Source organism: Luteimonas sp. Soil_C_5 (genome assembly GCF_057656615.1).
Genome location: NZ_JBDGKA010000003.1, coordinates 240353 through 255277, shown reverse-complemented (window position 1 = coordinate 255277; position 14925 = coordinate 240353). Strand labels below are relative to the sequence as shown.

The window sequence follows — 14925 nt, the reverse complement described above, 5'->3', positions numbered from 1 at the left end:
GATGAAAACGGGAGGCGCATTGTCGGCGATGCGGGTCGCCGGAGGTGCGACGACGCGGCGACGCGCGCCGCTGGCCTTCACGCGCAGGCCGGCGCTGACGCCGGCCTAGGGCACGTCGAGCACGATGCGCCCGAGGTGATGGGCGTCCAGCGCAGACGCTGCGTCCGCGATCCGCGCCAGCGGAAAGCGCGCACCGACGTGCAGGTGGAAGGGGCCGCGCTCGATCGCCCGGCAGGCGGCGTACACGTGGTCGGCGCCCGCGCGGGCCCCGAAGGCGATGGCCGCCACGTCGGCGCGCGGCGGGGGCGGCGACACGCCATGTGGCCAGGCGATGCGCCCGCCCGGACGCAGCGCTTCGATTGCCCGCTGCGCGATCTGCGGTGCATCGGCGGTCAGCAGGGCGGCGTCGAGGCCGGCGGGGGCGAAGATGCGCAGCGCCGCGGCGAGATCGTGGCGGCGGCCATCGATCGCCATGTCCGCGCCGAGCCGTTCGGCCAGCGCCAGGCCATCCGCGCCCGATGCCACGGCGAGCACGCGCGCCCCGCGCAGCCGCGCGAACTGCAGGGCCATGTGGCCGATGCCGCCACTGGCGCCGAACACCAGCACGCGGTCGCCCGCGCCGACATGCAGCGCGGCGTCGATCGCATGCATCGCCAGGCCGCCGTCGACCGGCAAGGCCGCGGCCTGTTGCAGCGGCAGTCCGGCCGGCACCGGCCACAGGTGGTCGGCGTCGACCACGGTGAACTGGGCATGGAAGCCGCGTCTGGGCGTGCGCAACGGGATCAGCCCGCAGACCCGGTCGCCCTCGCGGAAGCGGTGTACGCGGGCGCCGACGTCGACCACCGTGCCAGCGCCTTCCGATCCGCCGACGAAGGGGAAGACGCGCCCGGGCGCATCAGCCCGGCCCAGGCGACCTTCGCGCTCCAGCACATCCCAGTGGCCGAAGCCCGCCGACAGCACGCGGACCAGGGCCTGGTCCGGGCCGGGCACCGGAATCGGCAGGGCGGCCAGTCGCCAGGCATCGGCGCCGCCGGCATGGCGGATGGCGATCGCGTCCATCGTCTCGACCGTGTCGGTCGAGGTGTCGGAATCGGGAATCGGGTCGGAATGGACGCTGTCGAGAGACATCGAACGCCTGCGCGGTTGTGGTCGGAGACGGTGCAGGGTAAAACCTCAACCATTATTGAGGTCAACAGGAGGTCGGCATGGCCGGAGGCGACGGGGTGCTGTCGGTGGGCGAACTGGCCGCGCGCAGCGGGGTCGCGGTGTCGGCGCTTCACTTCTACGAGCGCGAGGGCCTGCTGGTGAGCGGGCGCAATGCCGGCAACCAGCGGCGCTACGGCCGCGACGTGCTGCGCCGGGTCGCGGTGATCCGGGTCGCGCAGCGCGCCGGCATTCCGCTTGCCGAGATCCGGGCCGCGCTCGAAACCCTGCCCGACGGGCGTACGCCGACCAAGGCGGACTGGAGCCGCCTGTCGCGCCGCTGGCGCCGCGAGCTGGATGCCCGGATCGAGCGACTGACACGCCTGCGCGACCAGCTCGACGGCTGCATCGGCTGCGGCTGCCTGTCGCTGCAGCAGTGCCCCTTGCGCAACCCGGACGATGCCGCAGCCGGGCAGGGGCCGGGCGCGCCGTATCTGGATCCTTGACCGGGGATTCGCGTGCCCGGGTCAGTCTGCGCCGGGCGCGGCGTCGGATCGGGCGTGTCCAGGCCGACGGCGCCGCGCGGTAGCCTCCCCGATGCGCGCCGTCAGCCGGCGTCCCAGCGAGCGGCTGAAGCGTTCGGGATCGGTGACCGTGATCCCCGCGTACCACGGCAGGGCCGCCATCGCCGCCGCGGCCGCGTCCCGGCCGACGGCAGCGATGAAGGCGCGGGTCCAGGCGGATTCGACTTCCAGCGCCACCGCATGGGGCAGCAGGGCCACGTAGCGGGCCGCAGCCGATGCCGGGTCATTGCAGGACGACGCGAAGGCGCTGCGCCCGTCCGCAAGACCGGCGCGCAGGGCGTCGATCTCGCTCTGCAGGCGGCGTCCGTCGGGCGTCCGTGTCTTCGCGAGCACGCCGAGGACGACCAGCAGCGGCAGCATCGGCGCGAGCGTTGCCAGCGCGGGGATCGTCATGCCCGTGCGGGCGGCCAGCACGAGGGCCGGGATCGCGAACGCCAGCGCGATCGTCAGCGCGACCAGCATGTGCACACCGGACACCCGGAACATCGCCGGCTGGAAACGCTGGCGCAGGGCCGCGGCGTGGGCCTGGCGGGCGTGACGGATACGCGCGGCGTGCGCGGCGTCCAGCGTCAGCGAGGCCTGCGGCTCGGGCAGCAGGGCGCGCAGCAGGGCCCGCTGCTCCATCGTCGGCAGCGTCGAGGCGCCGTCGTGGATGCGGACCAGCCGCCACCCGGTACGGCCGTCGGCGCGTTCGCGCTGGAAATGCAGGTGGTCCTGGACCGCACTCGCAACCAGATCGGCAGCAGTGCAGCGGTCGTCGTAGCGCAGGCCACTGATGTAGCGCAGCCCGGCGGGCGAGATGCCGGCCGGCGGAGCGACGCGCGCACCGGCAGCGGTGGCCGGCGCTACGCGACGGCGCTGCCGGCGTCGCAGCAGGCACAGCACCGACAGCGCCGCGACACCGGCCAGCGCGACCAGTACGCCGGCCCGGTCGCCCAGCCACCAGCGCCACTGCTGCGCCCGGCCCGGGGGCGTCACGACATCGGCCGGAAATGCCAGCGAGACCGTCAGGTGCTCGCCGGCCTGCAGGGGCCGGACGAGGGACCAGCGGGCAGTGCCCGAGGCGGACCGCGCGATACGGAAGTCGCGCGTCTCCATCCCCGCCGCGCCAGTGCTGCCCGTTGCCTGCAAGGCGTCCACCGGCACCGCGCGCGGCAGGTGCACCGTCACGTGGCCGCGTTCGACCGGCACGCCCTGGTCGGCGCGGACGGTGTCCATCGTCAGACGCGCGTTGTCAGTGCCCACGTCGAGCTGCCGGTCGAGGCGATAGCGCAGGGTGTAGACCGGCTGCGAAGGCATCGGCAGGTGGCGCGCATCGCCGATGTGCAGTTGCGTGTCGTCCGCTGTGCGTCGGCGCGTCCAGGGCTCGGGCTGGCCATCGCGCAGGACGTCGAGAATCTCGACCTCGGCAATGCGCGCGCGAGCCGGATGGTCGCGAGTCTGGTTTGGCAGGGTGTGCACGATGCCGTGGCGGAACACGCCGCCTTCGGTGCGCACCTCGATGCGTTCGGTGACGTCGAGGCGGCCATCCCCGAGCACGTGCAATTCGACCGCGTGGTCGAGGATCCGGTCCTGGGCCCATGCAGCGCAGGACGCGAGGCACGCGAGCAGCACGCCTGCCGCACCTGACGCACGGCCGCGCCAGTACGGGCCGGTCACGTCATCCGGACCGCGGCCGGTGCGCGGTGGGTGTCGTCGGTCTGGAAGAACGCGGCGGGTCCGATGCCGGTCACCCGCGCGACCACGGTGTCCGGCACGCGCTGCACGGCATCGTTGAGATCGCGCACGGCGCCGTTGTAGAAGCGGCGCGCGTACTGCAGCTGCGCTTCCACCTCGACGAGATCGCGCTGCAGCTGGAGGAAATTGGCGCTGGCCGCGAGGTCCGGATACGCCTCGCGCAAGGCGAGCAGGCGTCCGATGCCGGCCGACAGCGCGGGTTCGAGATCGCCCAGCGTCACCGGGTCATGCAGTGCACGCGCCTGTTCGCGCAGCGCGGTGACGGCGTCCAGCGTGCTGCGCTCGTGCGCGGCGTAGGCGGAGACGGCGCTGGTGAGGGGCGGGATCAGGTCGTGCCGCCGCATCAGCTGGACGTCGACATCGGACCAGGCCGTACGCACCTGGTTGCGAGACCGCACCAGCCGGTTGAACACGACGATCGCCCAGATCAGCAGCACACCGCAGACCGCTGCGGCCACGAGTGCCCCGGTCATCCTCGGTGATTCCGATCCGTCGATGTGGACGGGACATACAGGGCAGGCGACATGGCCCCGAGGATACCCGACGCACCGGTCGGCCCCGTGTCCGCGTCGCCGGCGCGGGACCTGTTGCCGGACAGGTGCCTGTGCGTACACTCGGACCCCTTCAACGCCGTTCCGGGAGTGTCCTTCGCATGAATACCCTCCGTCTCACGTTGTCGGCCACATTGCTGGCCGCCGTCGCCTCCACGGCCATCGCCCAGCAGCCCGCAACGCCCCCGGCCGCCCCCGCAGCCGCCGCGCAACCGGCCCTCACGCCCGAGCAGCAGGCGCAGGTCGCGCGCCAGGATGCCGAGATGGGCGCCGCGGCGCAGCAGGTGCTGCAGATGATCGATGCCAACCGCGCCGGCGAAGTCTGGGACGGCGCTTCGCAGACCATGAAAGGCACGGTGACCCGCGACGACTTCATCCGCCAGCTCCAGGCCGACCGCGCCCAGCTCGGTGCCCCGGGTCGCCGCGATGCACCGGTGGTCACGCGTTCGCAGTTCCAGGCGGGCGAAGCGGTGCCGGCGGGGATCTACATCAACGTCGCGTTCCCGACGACGTTCACAGGCCAGGCGCAGCCGATCCGCGAACTGGTGTCGTTCCGCCTCGACGACGACCGCACCTGGCGCATCTCCGGCTACAGCGTGCGCTGACGGTTCGGCGCATCGGCAAAACGGCGCCTGCGGGCGCCGTTTTCGTTGAAGCCGATGCAATCGATCCGGCTCAGTCGGACGCGCGGACGTGGATCGCGGCATCACCCAGCACGACCGTCTGGCCTGCGCGGATCTTGCAGGTCTTGCGCAGCTCGACCGCGCCGTCGACGCGGACCGCGCCGCTCGCGACCAAGGCCTTACCTGCGCCGCCGCTGTCGCACAGGCCCGTCAGCTTCAGCAGCTGGTTGAGCTCGACGTGCTCGCCTTCGAGGGGAAATTCGATCTGGGTGGACATGGTGCGGGACTCGTCGGCGAAGGACGTCGATTATCGCATCGCGTGCCGTTGCGAATTCGCAGCGTACGTTGATGCATCGTCGGATGCGCGTCGCGTTCGCGCGACGCGTCACGACGCACGCGTCGGCAGCGCGGCTTCGCGCCGCTCCGGTGGCCCGTGCGCGTGCGGACGCCGGGTTAAACTGCGCCGGTTCACGGGTTTGGAGAGACAGCGCATGTCCGCATGCAGCCGGCTGCCAGGCAGCACGCGGGGCGACGCGTGATCCGCCCCGGCGTTCCCGACAACGAAGCCAGGCGCCAGGCGACGCTCGATGCGTACGGCATCCTCGATACGCCGCGCGAAGCCTCATTCGACGATCTGGTGGCGATTGCCGCGGCGATCTGCGATGTGCCGATCGCGGTGGTCACGCTGATCGATCGCGAGCGGCAATGGTTCAAGGCCGTGCTCGGGCTCGATGGCAGCGAAACCGCACGCGAGACCGCGTTCTGCGCGCACGCGATCCTCGCGCCGCACGAGACGATGGTGGTGCGCGACGCCACCCGGGATCCGCGTTTCCGCGACAACCCGAATGTGACCGGCGGGCCGAACGTCCGCTTTTATGCCGGCGCGCCGCTGCTGTCGACCGATGGCCTGCCGATGGGCACGTTCTGCGTGATCGACGACAAGCCGCGCGATCTGGAACCCGACCAGCGCAGCGCGCTCGAAGCGCTGTCGCGGCAGGCATCGCGCCTGATGGAACTGCATCGCATCAGCAGCGAGTTGCGGCTGCAGATCGAGGAGCGCGGCTGGTACGAGCAGCAGTTGTTGCACTACCAGCAGACGCTGGAATCGCAGAACGCGGATCTCACCGAGCAATCGATGACCGATCCGCTGACCGGGCTGTCCAATCGTCGCGCGTTCGTGTTGGCGCTCGATGAGGCCATCGCCGAGGCGGCGCGCGACGGTGCGCCGCTGTCGATTGCGGTGGTCGACATCGACCATTTCAAGATGATCAACGATCTGCACGGTCATGCCGAAGGCGACCGCGTGCTGCAGGCCTTGGGCGCGCTGCTGAAGACGCAGGGCAGCGCGGCACGCGGCCGGGTCGCGCGGTACGGCGGCGAGGAATTCGTGCTGCTGCTGCCGGGCCTGGCATCGGACGCGGCGGCGCAGCACTGCGAACACCTGCGCGAAGCGGTGGCATTCGCGCCGACCGGCCAGCCGGTGACGGTCAGCATCGGCGTCGCCGCGCAGCGCGACGGCGAGGATGCCGCGGCGCTGTTCGCGCGCGCCGATGGCGCGCTGTACCAGGCCAAGCGCGACGGTCGCGATCGCGTCTGCGTCGCGTCCTGACGATGCGGCGCCTCAGCCGGTGATCTGTTTCGCCTCGCCGGCCGCGATGTTCTCGACATGCACGATGCGCCGCGGCCGCGCGAGCATCGGATAGACCAGCACCGCGGCGAGGATGATCGCGACACCCGCATAGAAGCGCGGCGAGAGTTCGTGCTGCTCGCCCAGCAGCACGATGGCCAGCGCGATCGCATAGACCGGTTCGAGGTTGACCGCGAGCTGCGCCGAGAACGCGCTCATGTGGCGCAGCGCCACCAGCGACAGCGCGAACGGCAGCAGCGTGCAGACGAATGCGAGCAGCAGCAGGTAGGCGCCGTCCTGCAATCCCGGCAGCACCAGCAGGCTGCCGGCGAACGCGGGGAACAGCAGCGGCATCAGGGGCGCGAGCAGGGTCAGCGTGAGCGTGCCGGCGCCGAGTTCCACCGCGGTGACCGTCAGCGGATCCGCGTGTTCGACCAGTCGTTTGTTGAGCGAGCCGAAGCAGGCGACGAACAGCGCCGACAACGCGCCCACTGCGACGCCGAGGCGCATGCCGTCCGGAATCCCGCCCACCACCAGGGCCACGCCCGGCAGCACGGCCAAGCCGAGTGCGAGCTCGCGCCAGGAAAACCGGCTGCGTGCGACCAGCGGTTCGATCAGCGCGACGAACACGGTGGCCAGCGCCATGCAGGTCGCCGCGACCGAAGCATTGGCCAGCTTCACCGCGCCATAGAAGGTCAGCCAGTGCAGCGCGACCAGTGCGCCGACGCCGGTGTAGGCCAGCAGCAGCCGAGGCGGCAATGCGCGCAGGCCGCGCCACACCCGCGGCACCAGCAGCAGCACCGCGGCGACCAGCAGCATCCGCCACCACACCAGCGGCAGCGCGGGCAGGGTGATCAGCTTGCCGAGGATGGCGGTGAACCCCCACAGCAGCACGCACAGATGGATCTGCCAGTGGGCTTTGGCGACGGGCGTCATCGGCGTATCGGGGGCAGGCGGGCGCGCATTATCCATCGCGCGCGGCGCCGTGCACGGGGCACGTGGACGGCGTGCCCCGTAGCGGCTTTCAGACCGGCCGCGGTCCGTCCGGCTTCCGTGGCGTCGTCGGGCCGTCCAGCGCGGCCTGTTCGCTGCGGCGGCGCTGCGCCCGTCCCAGCCAGATGCCCAGCGCCGCCCAGACGAGTGCCAGCGGCAACACCACGCTGACCAGCCCACCCAGCGCCAGTCCAAGCCGGCCGAGCAGGCCTTCGGTCTGCGCGCCGACCACGTCACCCGCGCGGTAGAGGAAGGTGTCGATGAAGGCCTTGGCCTTGTACTTGTCCTCGCGCCCGACCACGGTGAACAGCGTTTCCCGGGCCGGACGTGCCAGGCCGCGCTGCAGGGCACGGTTGACCGCCTCCAGCAGGATCAGCACAAGGAACGAGCCGTAGATCGCCAGGCCCAGGAAGCCCAGCGCCATCGCCACCGGCAGCAAGGCCAGCGCGAAACCGAGGCCGAGCCTGCGGATGATGTGGCCGGTCAGCGTGACCTGCAGCACCAGCACCGCGATCTGGGTCCACATGTCGATGTTGCCGAGCAGGGCGGTGCGTGCATCCAGGTCGGTTTCGGCCGCGGCCACCATCTGCAGGCGGGTGAAATAGATGAAGGTCGCGACCACCGTCATGATGACCACGTAGCCGGCGATGCCAAGCAAGTAGGGCGAGCTGCAGACCGCGCGGATGCCGGCCCAGGCGCTGCCGCCGATGCGCGCCGTCTCGTCGATGGCGGATGCGGCGACGGACGCGTCACCGGTGTCGCCGTCGTGGTCGGGCTGCACCCGCACCAAGAGCCAGGCCATCGCAATCGCTGCGCCGAGGAAGCCCGAGGCGACCGGCAGCAGGCTCGCGGTCCCCAGCGGCTCGGCCAGACGCGAGGCCAGCCACGGCCCGAAGATCGCGCCCAGCGTGCCGCCGACCGCGATCAGCGCGAACAGCCGTTTGCCCTGGTCGCTGGTGAAGCGGTCGGCGAGCAGGGCCCAGAACACCATCGTCACGAACAGGTTGAACACGCTGAACCAGACGTAGAACACCTGGCCGCTGCGCGCGCCCACCGCGCCCGGCGCGAACAGCAACAGTGCCCAGAAGCCGAGCAGGCTCAGGGCGAAGAACGCGTAGGTCGCCGAGATGAAGTGCAGCCGGCGCAGGCGACTCACCATCCAGCCGAACACCGGATTCACCAGCAGGGTGACCAGTGCGGTGCCGATGAACAGCCAACGCACGCTTTCGATGCCGCGCTCCATGCCCAGCGCGTCGCGTGCCGGTCGCAGCATCATCAGCGCGGTCAGGATGCAGAAGAAGAACAGCCCGGCGATGGCGACCGGCGCGGTCTCCCCGCGGCGGAGATTGAAGAAGCCCGACAGCCATGCGCGCATCGTCGTGCGGCCTCAGCCGAACATCGCGGTCAGTTCGGCCTGCTGTGCCTGACTCAGCAACGGGCCCTGGCCGGCGCCCAGCTGGTCGGCCTGGCGGTCCGGACGGCTGGTCGCCGGAATCACCGCGGTGACCGCCGGATGGCTGATCGCGAACTTCAGGAACATCTGCGCCCAGGAGGTCACGCCGACCTCCGCCGCCCAGCCGGGCAAGGGCCGGTCGCGGACTTCGGCGAACAGCCTGCCGTCGTCGAAAGCGCGATTGACCAGCACGCCGACGCCCTGGTCCTGCGCTGCCGCGAGCACTGTGCGGCCGGCCTCGGGCGCATTGACCGAATAGTTCACCTGCACGAAATCGGGCCGCAGATCGCGCATCGCGCGCACCAGCGCCGCGTGGCCGCTCTCGAGATAGTGGGTCAGGCCGATGTAGCGCGTCAGCCCCTCGGCCTTGAGTTCCTGCGCATAGGGCCAGGCGATGTCGAGTGCGCGCAGGTTGTGGACCTGCAGCAGTTCGACGCGTTCGGTACGCAGGCGGCGCTGGCTTTCCGCCCACTGGGCTTCCATCGCCGCACGGTCGTCCGCGGCGATCTTGGTCGCCAGGAAGCAGCGGTCGCGCCAGCCGCCATCGGCCAGCAGGGCGCCCAGCACCTCGTCGGCATTGGTGTAGTTGGGTGACGTGTCGAAGACGGTGGCGCCGCCGTCGAAGAACACCCGGACCGTGTCCTTCAGCGCCTCGAACTCCGACGATCCCAAGGCAACCTCGTAGCTGCCTGACGTGCCGCCGCCGATCACCGGCACGGCTTCACCGGTGGGCGGAATGGCGCGGGTCATCAGGCTGCCGCCGGCGGCAGCCGGTGCGGGCTGCGGCGAGGCGGCCGGCAGGGCGGGGGCAGTGTCCCGGCTGCACGCGGCAAGTGGCGCGAGGACCAGGCCGCTCGCGGCCAGGGACGCGGTGGTCAGAAAGCGACGGCGTGACGTCATGGCGGCGTCTCCTGCATCGGGATCGGACGCCCGATCATAGGGGGTTTGCCAGCGGCGCCTCCCGCGGGCGTCCGGGCGGCGTCCCGCGCCGATGTGCGCGGTCGGTCCATTGCAGTCGCTTCACTTCGACCCCGGTGGGGCAGCCTGTAGGCTGTGCGGCCGGTGGGGGAGTGCCCATGCCGCCGGGTCGATGCACGCCGCCATGACGGCACTCGTGCGTCCATGGATCGACCGCCCGGAGGGATGAAGTTTTCCGGCGCGCGGCCGATCTGGGCGTGCGAAGACACCGGAAACCTCATGGCGCTGGACGAACGAAAACTGGCGGTCGCCGACCTGCGGACAGGCATGTATGTCTGTCGCCTGGACCGGGACTGGGAAGGCACGCCCTTTCTGCTGCAAGGCGTGATGGTCGAATCGCAGGCCGATATCGATGTGCTGGCCGCGTGGTGCGCCCACGTCTACATCGATCTCGAGCGGGGCATCGGGCCCAGCGGGCTCGGACTGCTGGCGCTCGACGACGCGCCCATGCCGCAGCACACGTCGGAAGCGCCGGTCGCGAAGGTGTTCCGCGATGCGGACATCCGTGCGCTGCAGGGCTCGACGGCCTATCCCGAGCGGGTCGATTTCGAACAGGAACTCGCCGACGCGCGTGAGGCGCAGATGCAGGCGGCGGCATTCGCCAGCCGCGTGCTCGATGACGTACGTAACGGGCGCCCGATCGCCCCCGACGACGTGCGCGCCGCGGTCGAGCCGATGGTGCGCAGCCTGGTCCGCAACGCCGATGCCTTCCTGTGGCTGGACACGTTGCGCGAGCGCGGCGCCTACGAATACACGCATGCGCTGGGCTGCAGCGCGCTTGCGGCGGCGTTCGGTCGGCACGTGGGTCTGCCCGAGCCGCTGCTGGTCGATCTGGCCAGCGGCGCGTTGTTGCTCGACATCGGCAAGCTGCGGGTCGATCCGGCGCTGCTGGCCTCGGCCGGCGTCTTCACCGCGGACGAGCACCGCGCCATGCGCGCGCACGTTGCGCATGCGCTGGCGATCCTCGACGAAAGCGCCGCCGTGCCCGAACACGTCCGCGAGATGGTGCGCACGCATCACGAGCACGTCGACGGTGCCGGCTATCCCGCCGGCGCCTCCGGTGACGCAGTACCGCTGCTGGGCCGCATCGCGGCCGTCGTGGATGCCTACGACGCGATGACCAGCGAGCGCCCGCACCGGCCGGCAGTCGGCCAGCACGTCGCACTGCAAGCGCTGTATCGCGACCGCGGCACGCGCTACGCGCCGGAAGTCGTCGAGCAGTTCATGCAGTGCATGAGCGTCTACCCGATCGGGTCGCTGGTCGAGCTGAGCACGGGCGAGGTTGCGATCGTCATGGCGCAGAACGCCGCGCGCCGGCTGCAGCCCCGGGTCATGGTGCTGACCGCGCCCGACAAAGCGCTGCTGACGGCCTTCCACAGTCTGGATCTGATGATGCGCGCGCACGGCGACGAGCCGGTGCGGATCGTCGCGCCGCTGGCGCCGGGCGCGCACGGGCTCGATCCCGTGGCGCTGTTCCTGTGAGCGCGCTGCACGCATGTTGAATCGCGTCCGGGCTTTCGATCACGTCGACCGCCTGCGCGCGCAGGTGCGGCCGGACGCCTCCGCCGCAGTGCTGATGGTGCGCATGCTGCGGATGCGCGAAGTGGAACTCTCGTTCGGCTACGCGGCGGCCGAAGCGCTGACGCTGACGCTGGAAACGCTGCTGGTCGAAGGCTTGCGCCCCGGAGACACCGTCGTGCGCACCGGCGAACACGATCTGCTGGTGCTGCTGGCCGACCTGCGCGGCCGCGCGCATGCAGCGCTCGCCGCCGCGAAGATCGTCCGCACGCTGCAGGCGCCGGTACGCGCGGGCGACGGCGAACTCCATCCGCTCGTCGTGGTCGGCATCGCCCTGTGCCCGGACGACGGCGACACCCCGGAGCTGCTGTGCCGGCGCGCCGATCGTGCCTGCGACGATGCCCAGCGCACCGCCGAGCGCATCGCGTTCTGGACGGCGCCGGCGATTCCGCTCGAAGCGATCCAGCACGCACTGCGGAACGCGATCGCCGACAACCAGCTGCAGCTGCACCTGCAGCCGATCGCGGCGGTGGCCGACGGACGCATCGTCGGTTACGAGGCGTTGTCGCGCTGGACGCATCCGCAGCTGGGCGCAGTGCCGCCCGCGCTGTTCGTGGAAGTGGCCGAGCGCAGCGGACAGATCGGCGACCTGACGCGCTGGAGTCTCAACGTCGGCCTGCGCCATCTGGCCGAACTGCGCCGAAGCGATCCGCAGGTCCATGTGGCGGTCAACCTGTCGGTGGAAGTCCTGCAGTTGCCCGGTTTCGTCGACCAGGTGTTCGACCTGATGCGCCTGTGGCGCGTACCCGCCGGCGCGCTGGAGCTGGAAGTGACCGAGAGCGCGCTGATGCGCGACATGGTCCAGTGCGAGCGGCTGCTCGCCACCCTGCGCGCGGGCGGTGTGCGCATCGCGATCGACGACTTCGGCACCGGGTATTCGTCGCTGGCCTACCTGCACCGGCTTCCGGTCGATGCGCTGAAGATCGATCGCAGTTTCGTCCATGACATGGCGGACGACGTGCGCGCCCACCGCATGGTCGGCACGATGATCGAGCTGGCCCACGACCTCGGCCTCAAGGTCGTGGCCGAGGGCGTCGAGCACCCGGCGTCGCTGCGGCAGCTCGAGGCGCTGGGCTGCGACTGCGTGCAGGGCTATCTGATCGGGCGACCCGGCGCGGCCGAGGACATCGTCGCGGCCGCGGGTCGTGTCGTCGCCGGTTAGCGCAGGCGCGCGGCGACGCTGTCCCAGCTGACCAGCTGCCAGAACGCATCGAGGTAGCGCTGGCGATTGTCGCGATAGTCGAGATACGACGCGTGTTCCCACAGCGAGACCGCGAGCAGCGGCGTGTCCTCGCCGGTCAGCGGCGTGGCGGCATTGGCGGTCGCCGCGATGCCGAGCCGGCCGTCGGGGCGCTGCACCAGCCACACCCAGCCGGCGCCAAAATGGCGCAGCGCGACCGTATTGAAACGGCTGCGCAGGGTGGCGACATCGCCGAACTGTTGCGTGATCGCCTCGGCCAGCGCGCCCGACGGCGTGCCGCCGCCGGCTGCGGACGGTCGCAGCGAATGCCAGTAGAAGGCGTTGTTCCAGGCCTGGGCGGCGCAGTCGAACAGCTCGCCCTGCGCCTTGCGCACGATGGCTTCCAGCGGCGCGTCATCGAGATCGGTCGCGGCGATCAGCGCATTCGTGCGCTCGAGCAGGGCGCGCTGGTGATGGCCGTGATGCTGGTCGAGCGTCTCGCCGGAGAGGTGCGGCTCCAGCGCGGTGCGGTCGTAGGGCAGGGCGGGCAATTCGAGGGGCATGGGGCCGGAAATCCTGTAAGCCGCTGGCCACAGCGACGACGCGATAGAATGTGCCGATTCTAACCCTGACCGTCGTCGGCACTGCCCGGCGTTGCCGTCCTGCAGGAGTCCGCCGTGTCGATCCTTGAACGCATCCAGGCTGAAATCGATGGCCAAGCCGTTGTGCTGTTCATGAAGGGGACGCCGCGCTACCCGATGTGCGGTTTTTCCAGCCGCACCGTGCAGGCCTTGCAGGACGCGGGCGCGCACGGCTACCGCACGATCAACGTGCTGGACGAGCCGGAAATCCGCGCCAACCTGCCGCGTTTCTCCAACTGGCCGACCTTCCCGCAACTGTTCATCCACGGCGAACTGATCGGCGGCTGCGACATCACGCTGGAACTGCACGAGTCGGGCGAACTCGCGCGCATGGTCGCCGAGGTGATGCAGGCGTGAGCGTGGTGGCGTTGGAAGTCCGGCCGCGCAGCAGCGCACTGGCCGGGCGTGTGGTGCTGATCGTCGGCGCACACGGGGGACTCGGCGAAGCCGCCGCGCAGGCCTGCGTGGCGGCCGGGGCGACGCCGGTGCTGATGGGCCGCAAGGTGCCTCGGCTCAACCGGCTGCACGACCGGCTGCAAGCCCAGGGCGGCGCACCGGTGCTGTATCCGCTGGATCTCGAAGGCGCATCGCCCGACGATTACGCCGAGGTCGCCGCGCGGATCGGACAGTCGCTCGGCCGGCTCGACGGCATCCTGCATGTCGCCGCCGACTTCCCGGGGCTCACGCCGCTCGAGCACACCGATCCGGCCGGGTTTGCCCGCGCGCTGCACGTCAATCTCACCGCGCGCTGGTGGCTGACCCAGGCCTGCCTGCCGCTGCTGCGCAGCGCCGATGACAGTGCCGTGGTGTTCGCGCTCGACGATCCTGCGCGCACGTCGGGTGCCTACTGGGGCGGTTACGGCCTCGCCCAGTCCGCATTGGCGGCGCTGGTGACGATGCTCCACGCCGAACTCGCCCGGTCTCCAGTCCGGATCTGCGGCCTGCAGGCCCCGCCGATGCGCACCGCGCTGCGCGCCCGCGCGCATGTCGAGGAAGACGACCGCATCGCACGCGACCCGCAGGAGATCGCCGCGCATTGCGTGACCCTGCTCTCGGCCGACGGCCGGGGGTATCGCGGCCAGGTCTGGTCGCCGGATGGAGTCCCCACCCCATGACCATCGCTTCGGCCGCGCTGCTGCTGTTCCTGATCCTCGATCCGCTCGGCAACATCCCCGTCTTCCTGAGCATGCTGCGCCGGCTGACGCCGCAACGGCAGCGCATCGTGCTCGCCCGCGAGCTGCTGATCGCACTGCTGGTGCTGATGGCGTTCCTGTGGGCCGGCAAGTACGCGCTGGAGGTCATGCACCTGCGCCAGGAGTCGGTCGCGATCGCCGGCGGCATCGTGCTGTTCCTGATCGGCATCCGCATGATCTTTCCGCCGCCGGAAGGCCTGATGGGCGAGATCCCCGACGGCGAGCCCTTCATCGTGCCGATGGCGATCCCGCTCGTCGCCGGTCCGTCCGGCATGGCTGCGGTCATGTTGATGGGCAGCAACGAACCCGACCGGCTGGGCGAATGGAGCCTGGCGCTGATGATCGCCTGGGGCGGTACCGCGGCCATCCTGTTCTCGGCCACGTATCTCTACAAGCTGCTCGGTCTGCGCGCCCTGACCGCCATCGAGCGGCTGATGGGCATGCTGCTGGTCGCGATCTCGGTTCAGATGCTGCTCGACGGCCTGGTCGGCTTCCTGCGGGGCGCCGACGTCTTCGGCACGTGACCGAGCCGCGACAAGGACTTGGCCGCCACAGTTGCGGCGCTGCATAAAATCCAGTCAGGTCAGTGGCTTGCACGATTTCGGTGATGTCATTGTGCTGTCATTTATCCGGGGTACCGTGTT

At 70.7% G+C, this 14925-nt stretch carries 16 protein-coding genes; 8 read left to right on the top strand and 8 right to left on the bottom strand.

The window, feature by feature from the left end:
* Positions 1 to 105: 105 nt before the first annotated feature.
* Entirely contained in the window at positions 106 to 1128 is a 1023-nt protein-coding gene (locus tag AC3A5K_RS09555; protein ID WP_487617288.1) for a quinone oxidoreductase family protein, read from the bottom strand.
* A 77-nt stretch (positions 1129 to 1205) separates the two neighbouring features.
* On the opposite strand from AC3A5K_RS09555, the gene soxR reads away from it, so the two are divergent.
* Entirely contained in the window at positions 1206 to 1649 is a 444-nt protein-coding gene (gene soxR, locus AC3A5K_RS09550; RefSeq protein ID WP_487617287.1) for a redox-sensitive transcriptional activator SoxR, read from the top strand.
* A 21-nt stretch (positions 1650 to 1670) separates the two neighbouring features.
* Here soxR and AC3A5K_RS09545 read toward each other — a convergent pair whose 3' ends face one another.
* Together AC3A5K_RS09545 and AC3A5K_RS09540 are read right to left on the bottom strand one after the other, a co-directional pair.
* Positions 1671 to 3386: a DUF2207 family protein gene (locus AC3A5K_RS09545; protein WP_487617286.1), complete on the bottom strand. Its 1716-nt coding sequence runs from the start codon at positions 3384 to 3386 to the stop codon at positions 1671 to 1673.
* Entirely contained in the window at positions 3383 to 3937 is a 555-nt protein-coding gene (locus AC3A5K_RS09540) for a LemA family protein (RefSeq protein WP_487617285.1), read from the bottom strand. The genes AC3A5K_RS09545 and AC3A5K_RS09540 overlap by 4 nt, the downstream gene beginning before the upstream one ends.
* A 179-nt stretch (positions 3938 to 4116) precedes the next feature.
* Here AC3A5K_RS09540 and AC3A5K_RS09535 point away from each other — a divergent pair, with 179 nt between their 5' ends.
* Positions 4117 to 4620, top strand: a complete 504-nt coding sequence (locus AC3A5K_RS09535; RefSeq protein WP_487617284.1) for a DUF4019 domain-containing protein — start codon at positions 4117 to 4119, stop codon at positions 4618 to 4620.
* Between the two features lie 70 nt (positions 4621 to 4690).
* On the opposite strand, the gene AC3A5K_RS09530 is transcribed toward AC3A5K_RS09535, so the two are convergent.
* Positions 4691 to 4915, bottom strand: a complete 225-nt coding sequence (locus tag AC3A5K_RS09530; protein WP_487617283.1) for an RNA-binding S4 domain-containing protein — start codon at positions 4913 to 4915, stop codon at positions 4691 to 4693.
* A gap of 222 nt (positions 4916 to 5137) precedes the next feature.
* Between AC3A5K_RS09530 and AC3A5K_RS09525 the strand changes: the two genes are divergently transcribed.
* Entirely contained in the window at positions 5138 to 6247 is a 1110-nt protein-coding gene (locus tag AC3A5K_RS09525) for a GGDEF domain-containing protein (RefSeq protein ID WP_487617282.1), read from the top strand.
* A 12-nt stretch (positions 6248 to 6259) separates the two neighbouring features.
* Here AC3A5K_RS09525 and AC3A5K_RS09520 read toward each other — a convergent pair whose 3' ends face one another.
* The 3 genes from AC3A5K_RS09520 to AC3A5K_RS09510 form a co-directional block, all read right to left on the bottom strand.
* On the bottom strand, positions 6260 to 7201 hold the full coding sequence (locus AC3A5K_RS09520; RefSeq protein WP_487617281.1) for a DMT family transporter: 942 nt from the start codon (positions 7199 to 7201) through the stop codon (positions 6260 to 6262).
* 88 nt (positions 7202 to 7289) lie between these two features.
* Entirely contained in the window at positions 7290 to 8633 is a 1344-nt protein-coding gene (locus tag AC3A5K_RS09515) for an NTP/NDP exchange transporter (RefSeq protein ID WP_487617280.1), read from the bottom strand.
* A gap of 12 nt (positions 8634 to 8645) precedes the next feature.
* A complete protein-coding gene (locus AC3A5K_RS09510) occupies positions 8646 to 9611 on the bottom strand; it encodes an aldo/keto reductase (protein ID WP_487617279.1) in 966 nt (321 codons plus the stop codon).
* Positions 9612 to 9908: 297 nt separating this feature from the next.
* On the opposite strand from AC3A5K_RS09510, the gene AC3A5K_RS09505 reads away from it, so the two are divergent.
* A complete protein-coding gene (locus AC3A5K_RS09505) occupies positions 9909 to 11171 on the top strand; it encodes an HD-GYP domain-containing protein (protein ID WP_487617278.1) in 1263 nt (420 codons plus the stop codon).
* Between the two features lie 13 nt (positions 11172 to 11184).
* Positions 11185 to 12429 (top strand): putative bifunctional diguanylate cyclase/phosphodiesterase, encoded by a 1245-nt coding sequence (locus AC3A5K_RS09500; protein ID WP_487617277.1) that lies wholly within the window; start codon positions 11185 to 11187, stop codon positions 12427 to 12429.
* Here the strand turns inward: AC3A5K_RS09500 and AC3A5K_RS09495 are convergent.
* Positions 12426 to 13010, bottom strand: coding sequence for a superoxide dismutase (locus tag AC3A5K_RS09495; protein ID WP_487617276.1), 585 nt, complete (start codon positions 13008 to 13010; stop codon positions 12426 to 12428). The two genes, AC3A5K_RS09500 and AC3A5K_RS09495, sit on opposite strands and share 4 nt — an antisense overlap.
* Before the next feature lie 114 nt (positions 13011 to 13124).
* Here AC3A5K_RS09495 and grxD point away from each other — a divergent pair, with 114 nt between their 5' ends.
* Genes grxD through AC3A5K_RS09480 form a run of 3 tightly spaced genes read left to right on the top strand, consistent with a single transcriptional unit; the run spans position 13125 to position 14805 of the window.
* Positions 13125 to 13445, top strand: coding sequence for a Grx4 family monothiol glutaredoxin (grxD, locus tag AC3A5K_RS09490; protein WP_487617275.1), 321 nt, complete (start codon positions 13125 to 13127; stop codon positions 13443 to 13445).
* Positions 13446 to 13456: 11 nt separating this feature from the next.
* A complete protein-coding gene (locus AC3A5K_RS09485; RefSeq protein ID WP_487617725.1) occupies positions 13457 to 14203 on the top strand; it encodes an SDR family oxidoreductase in 747 nt (248 codons plus the stop codon).
* Positions 14200 to 14805: a YhgN family NAAT transporter gene (locus AC3A5K_RS09480; RefSeq protein ID WP_487617274.1), complete on the top strand. Its 606-nt coding sequence runs from the start codon at positions 14200 to 14202 to the stop codon at positions 14803 to 14805. The genes AC3A5K_RS09485 and AC3A5K_RS09480 overlap by 4 nt, the downstream gene beginning before the upstream one ends.
* Positions 14806 to 14925: the final 120 nt, after the last annotated feature.

Bases quoted from the DNA above. Each gene is read 5' to 3' on its own strand.
- AC3A5K_RS09555 (WP_487617288.1), bottom strand. From the start codon at position 1,128: ATGTCTCTCGACAGCGTCCATTCCGACCCGATTCCCGATTCCGACACC.
- soxR (WP_487617287.1), top strand. From the start codon at position 1,206: ATGGCCGGAGGCGACGGGGTGCTGTCGGTGGGCGAACTGGCCGCGCGC.
- AC3A5K_RS09540 (WP_487617285.1), bottom strand. From the start codon at position 3,937: ATGACCGGGGCACTCGTGGCCGCAGCGGTCTGCGGTGTGCTGCTGATC.
- AC3A5K_RS09535 (WP_487617284.1), top strand. From the start codon at position 4,117: ATGAATACCCTCCGTCTCACGTTGTCGGCCACATTGCTGGCCGCCGTC.
- AC3A5K_RS09530 (WP_487617283.1), bottom strand. From the start codon at position 4,915: ATGTCCACCCAGATCGAATTTCCCCTCGAAGGCGAGCACGTCGAGCTC.
- AC3A5K_RS09525 (WP_487617282.1), top strand. From the start codon at position 5,138: ATGCAGCCGGCTGCCAGGCAGCACGCGGGGCGACGCGTGATCCGCCCC.
- AC3A5K_RS09520 (WP_487617281.1), bottom strand. From the start codon at position 7,201: ATGACGCCCGTCGCCAAAGCCCACTGGCAGATCCATCTGTGCGTGCTG.
- AC3A5K_RS09515 (WP_487617280.1), bottom strand. From the start codon at position 8,633: ATGCGCGCATGGCTGTCGGGCTTCTTCAATCTCCGCCGCGGGGAGACC.
- AC3A5K_RS09510 (WP_487617279.1), bottom strand. From the start codon at position 9,611: ATGACGTCACGCCGTCGCTTTCTGACCACCGCGTCCCTGGCCGCGAGC.
- AC3A5K_RS09505 (WP_487617278.1), top strand. From the start codon at position 9,909: ATGGCGCTGGACGAACGAAAACTGGCGGTCGCCGACCTGCGGACAGGC.
- AC3A5K_RS09500 (WP_487617277.1), top strand. From the start codon at position 11,185: ATGTTGAATCGCGTCCGGGCTTTCGATCACGTCGACCGCCTGCGCGCG.
- AC3A5K_RS09495 (WP_487617276.1), bottom strand. From the start codon at position 13,010: ATGCCCCTCGAATTGCCCGCCCTGCCCTACGACCGCACCGCGCTGGAG.
- AC3A5K_RS09480 (WP_487617274.1), top strand. From the start codon at position 14,200: ATGACCATCGCTTCGGCCGCGCTGCTGCTGTTCCTGATCCTCGATCCG.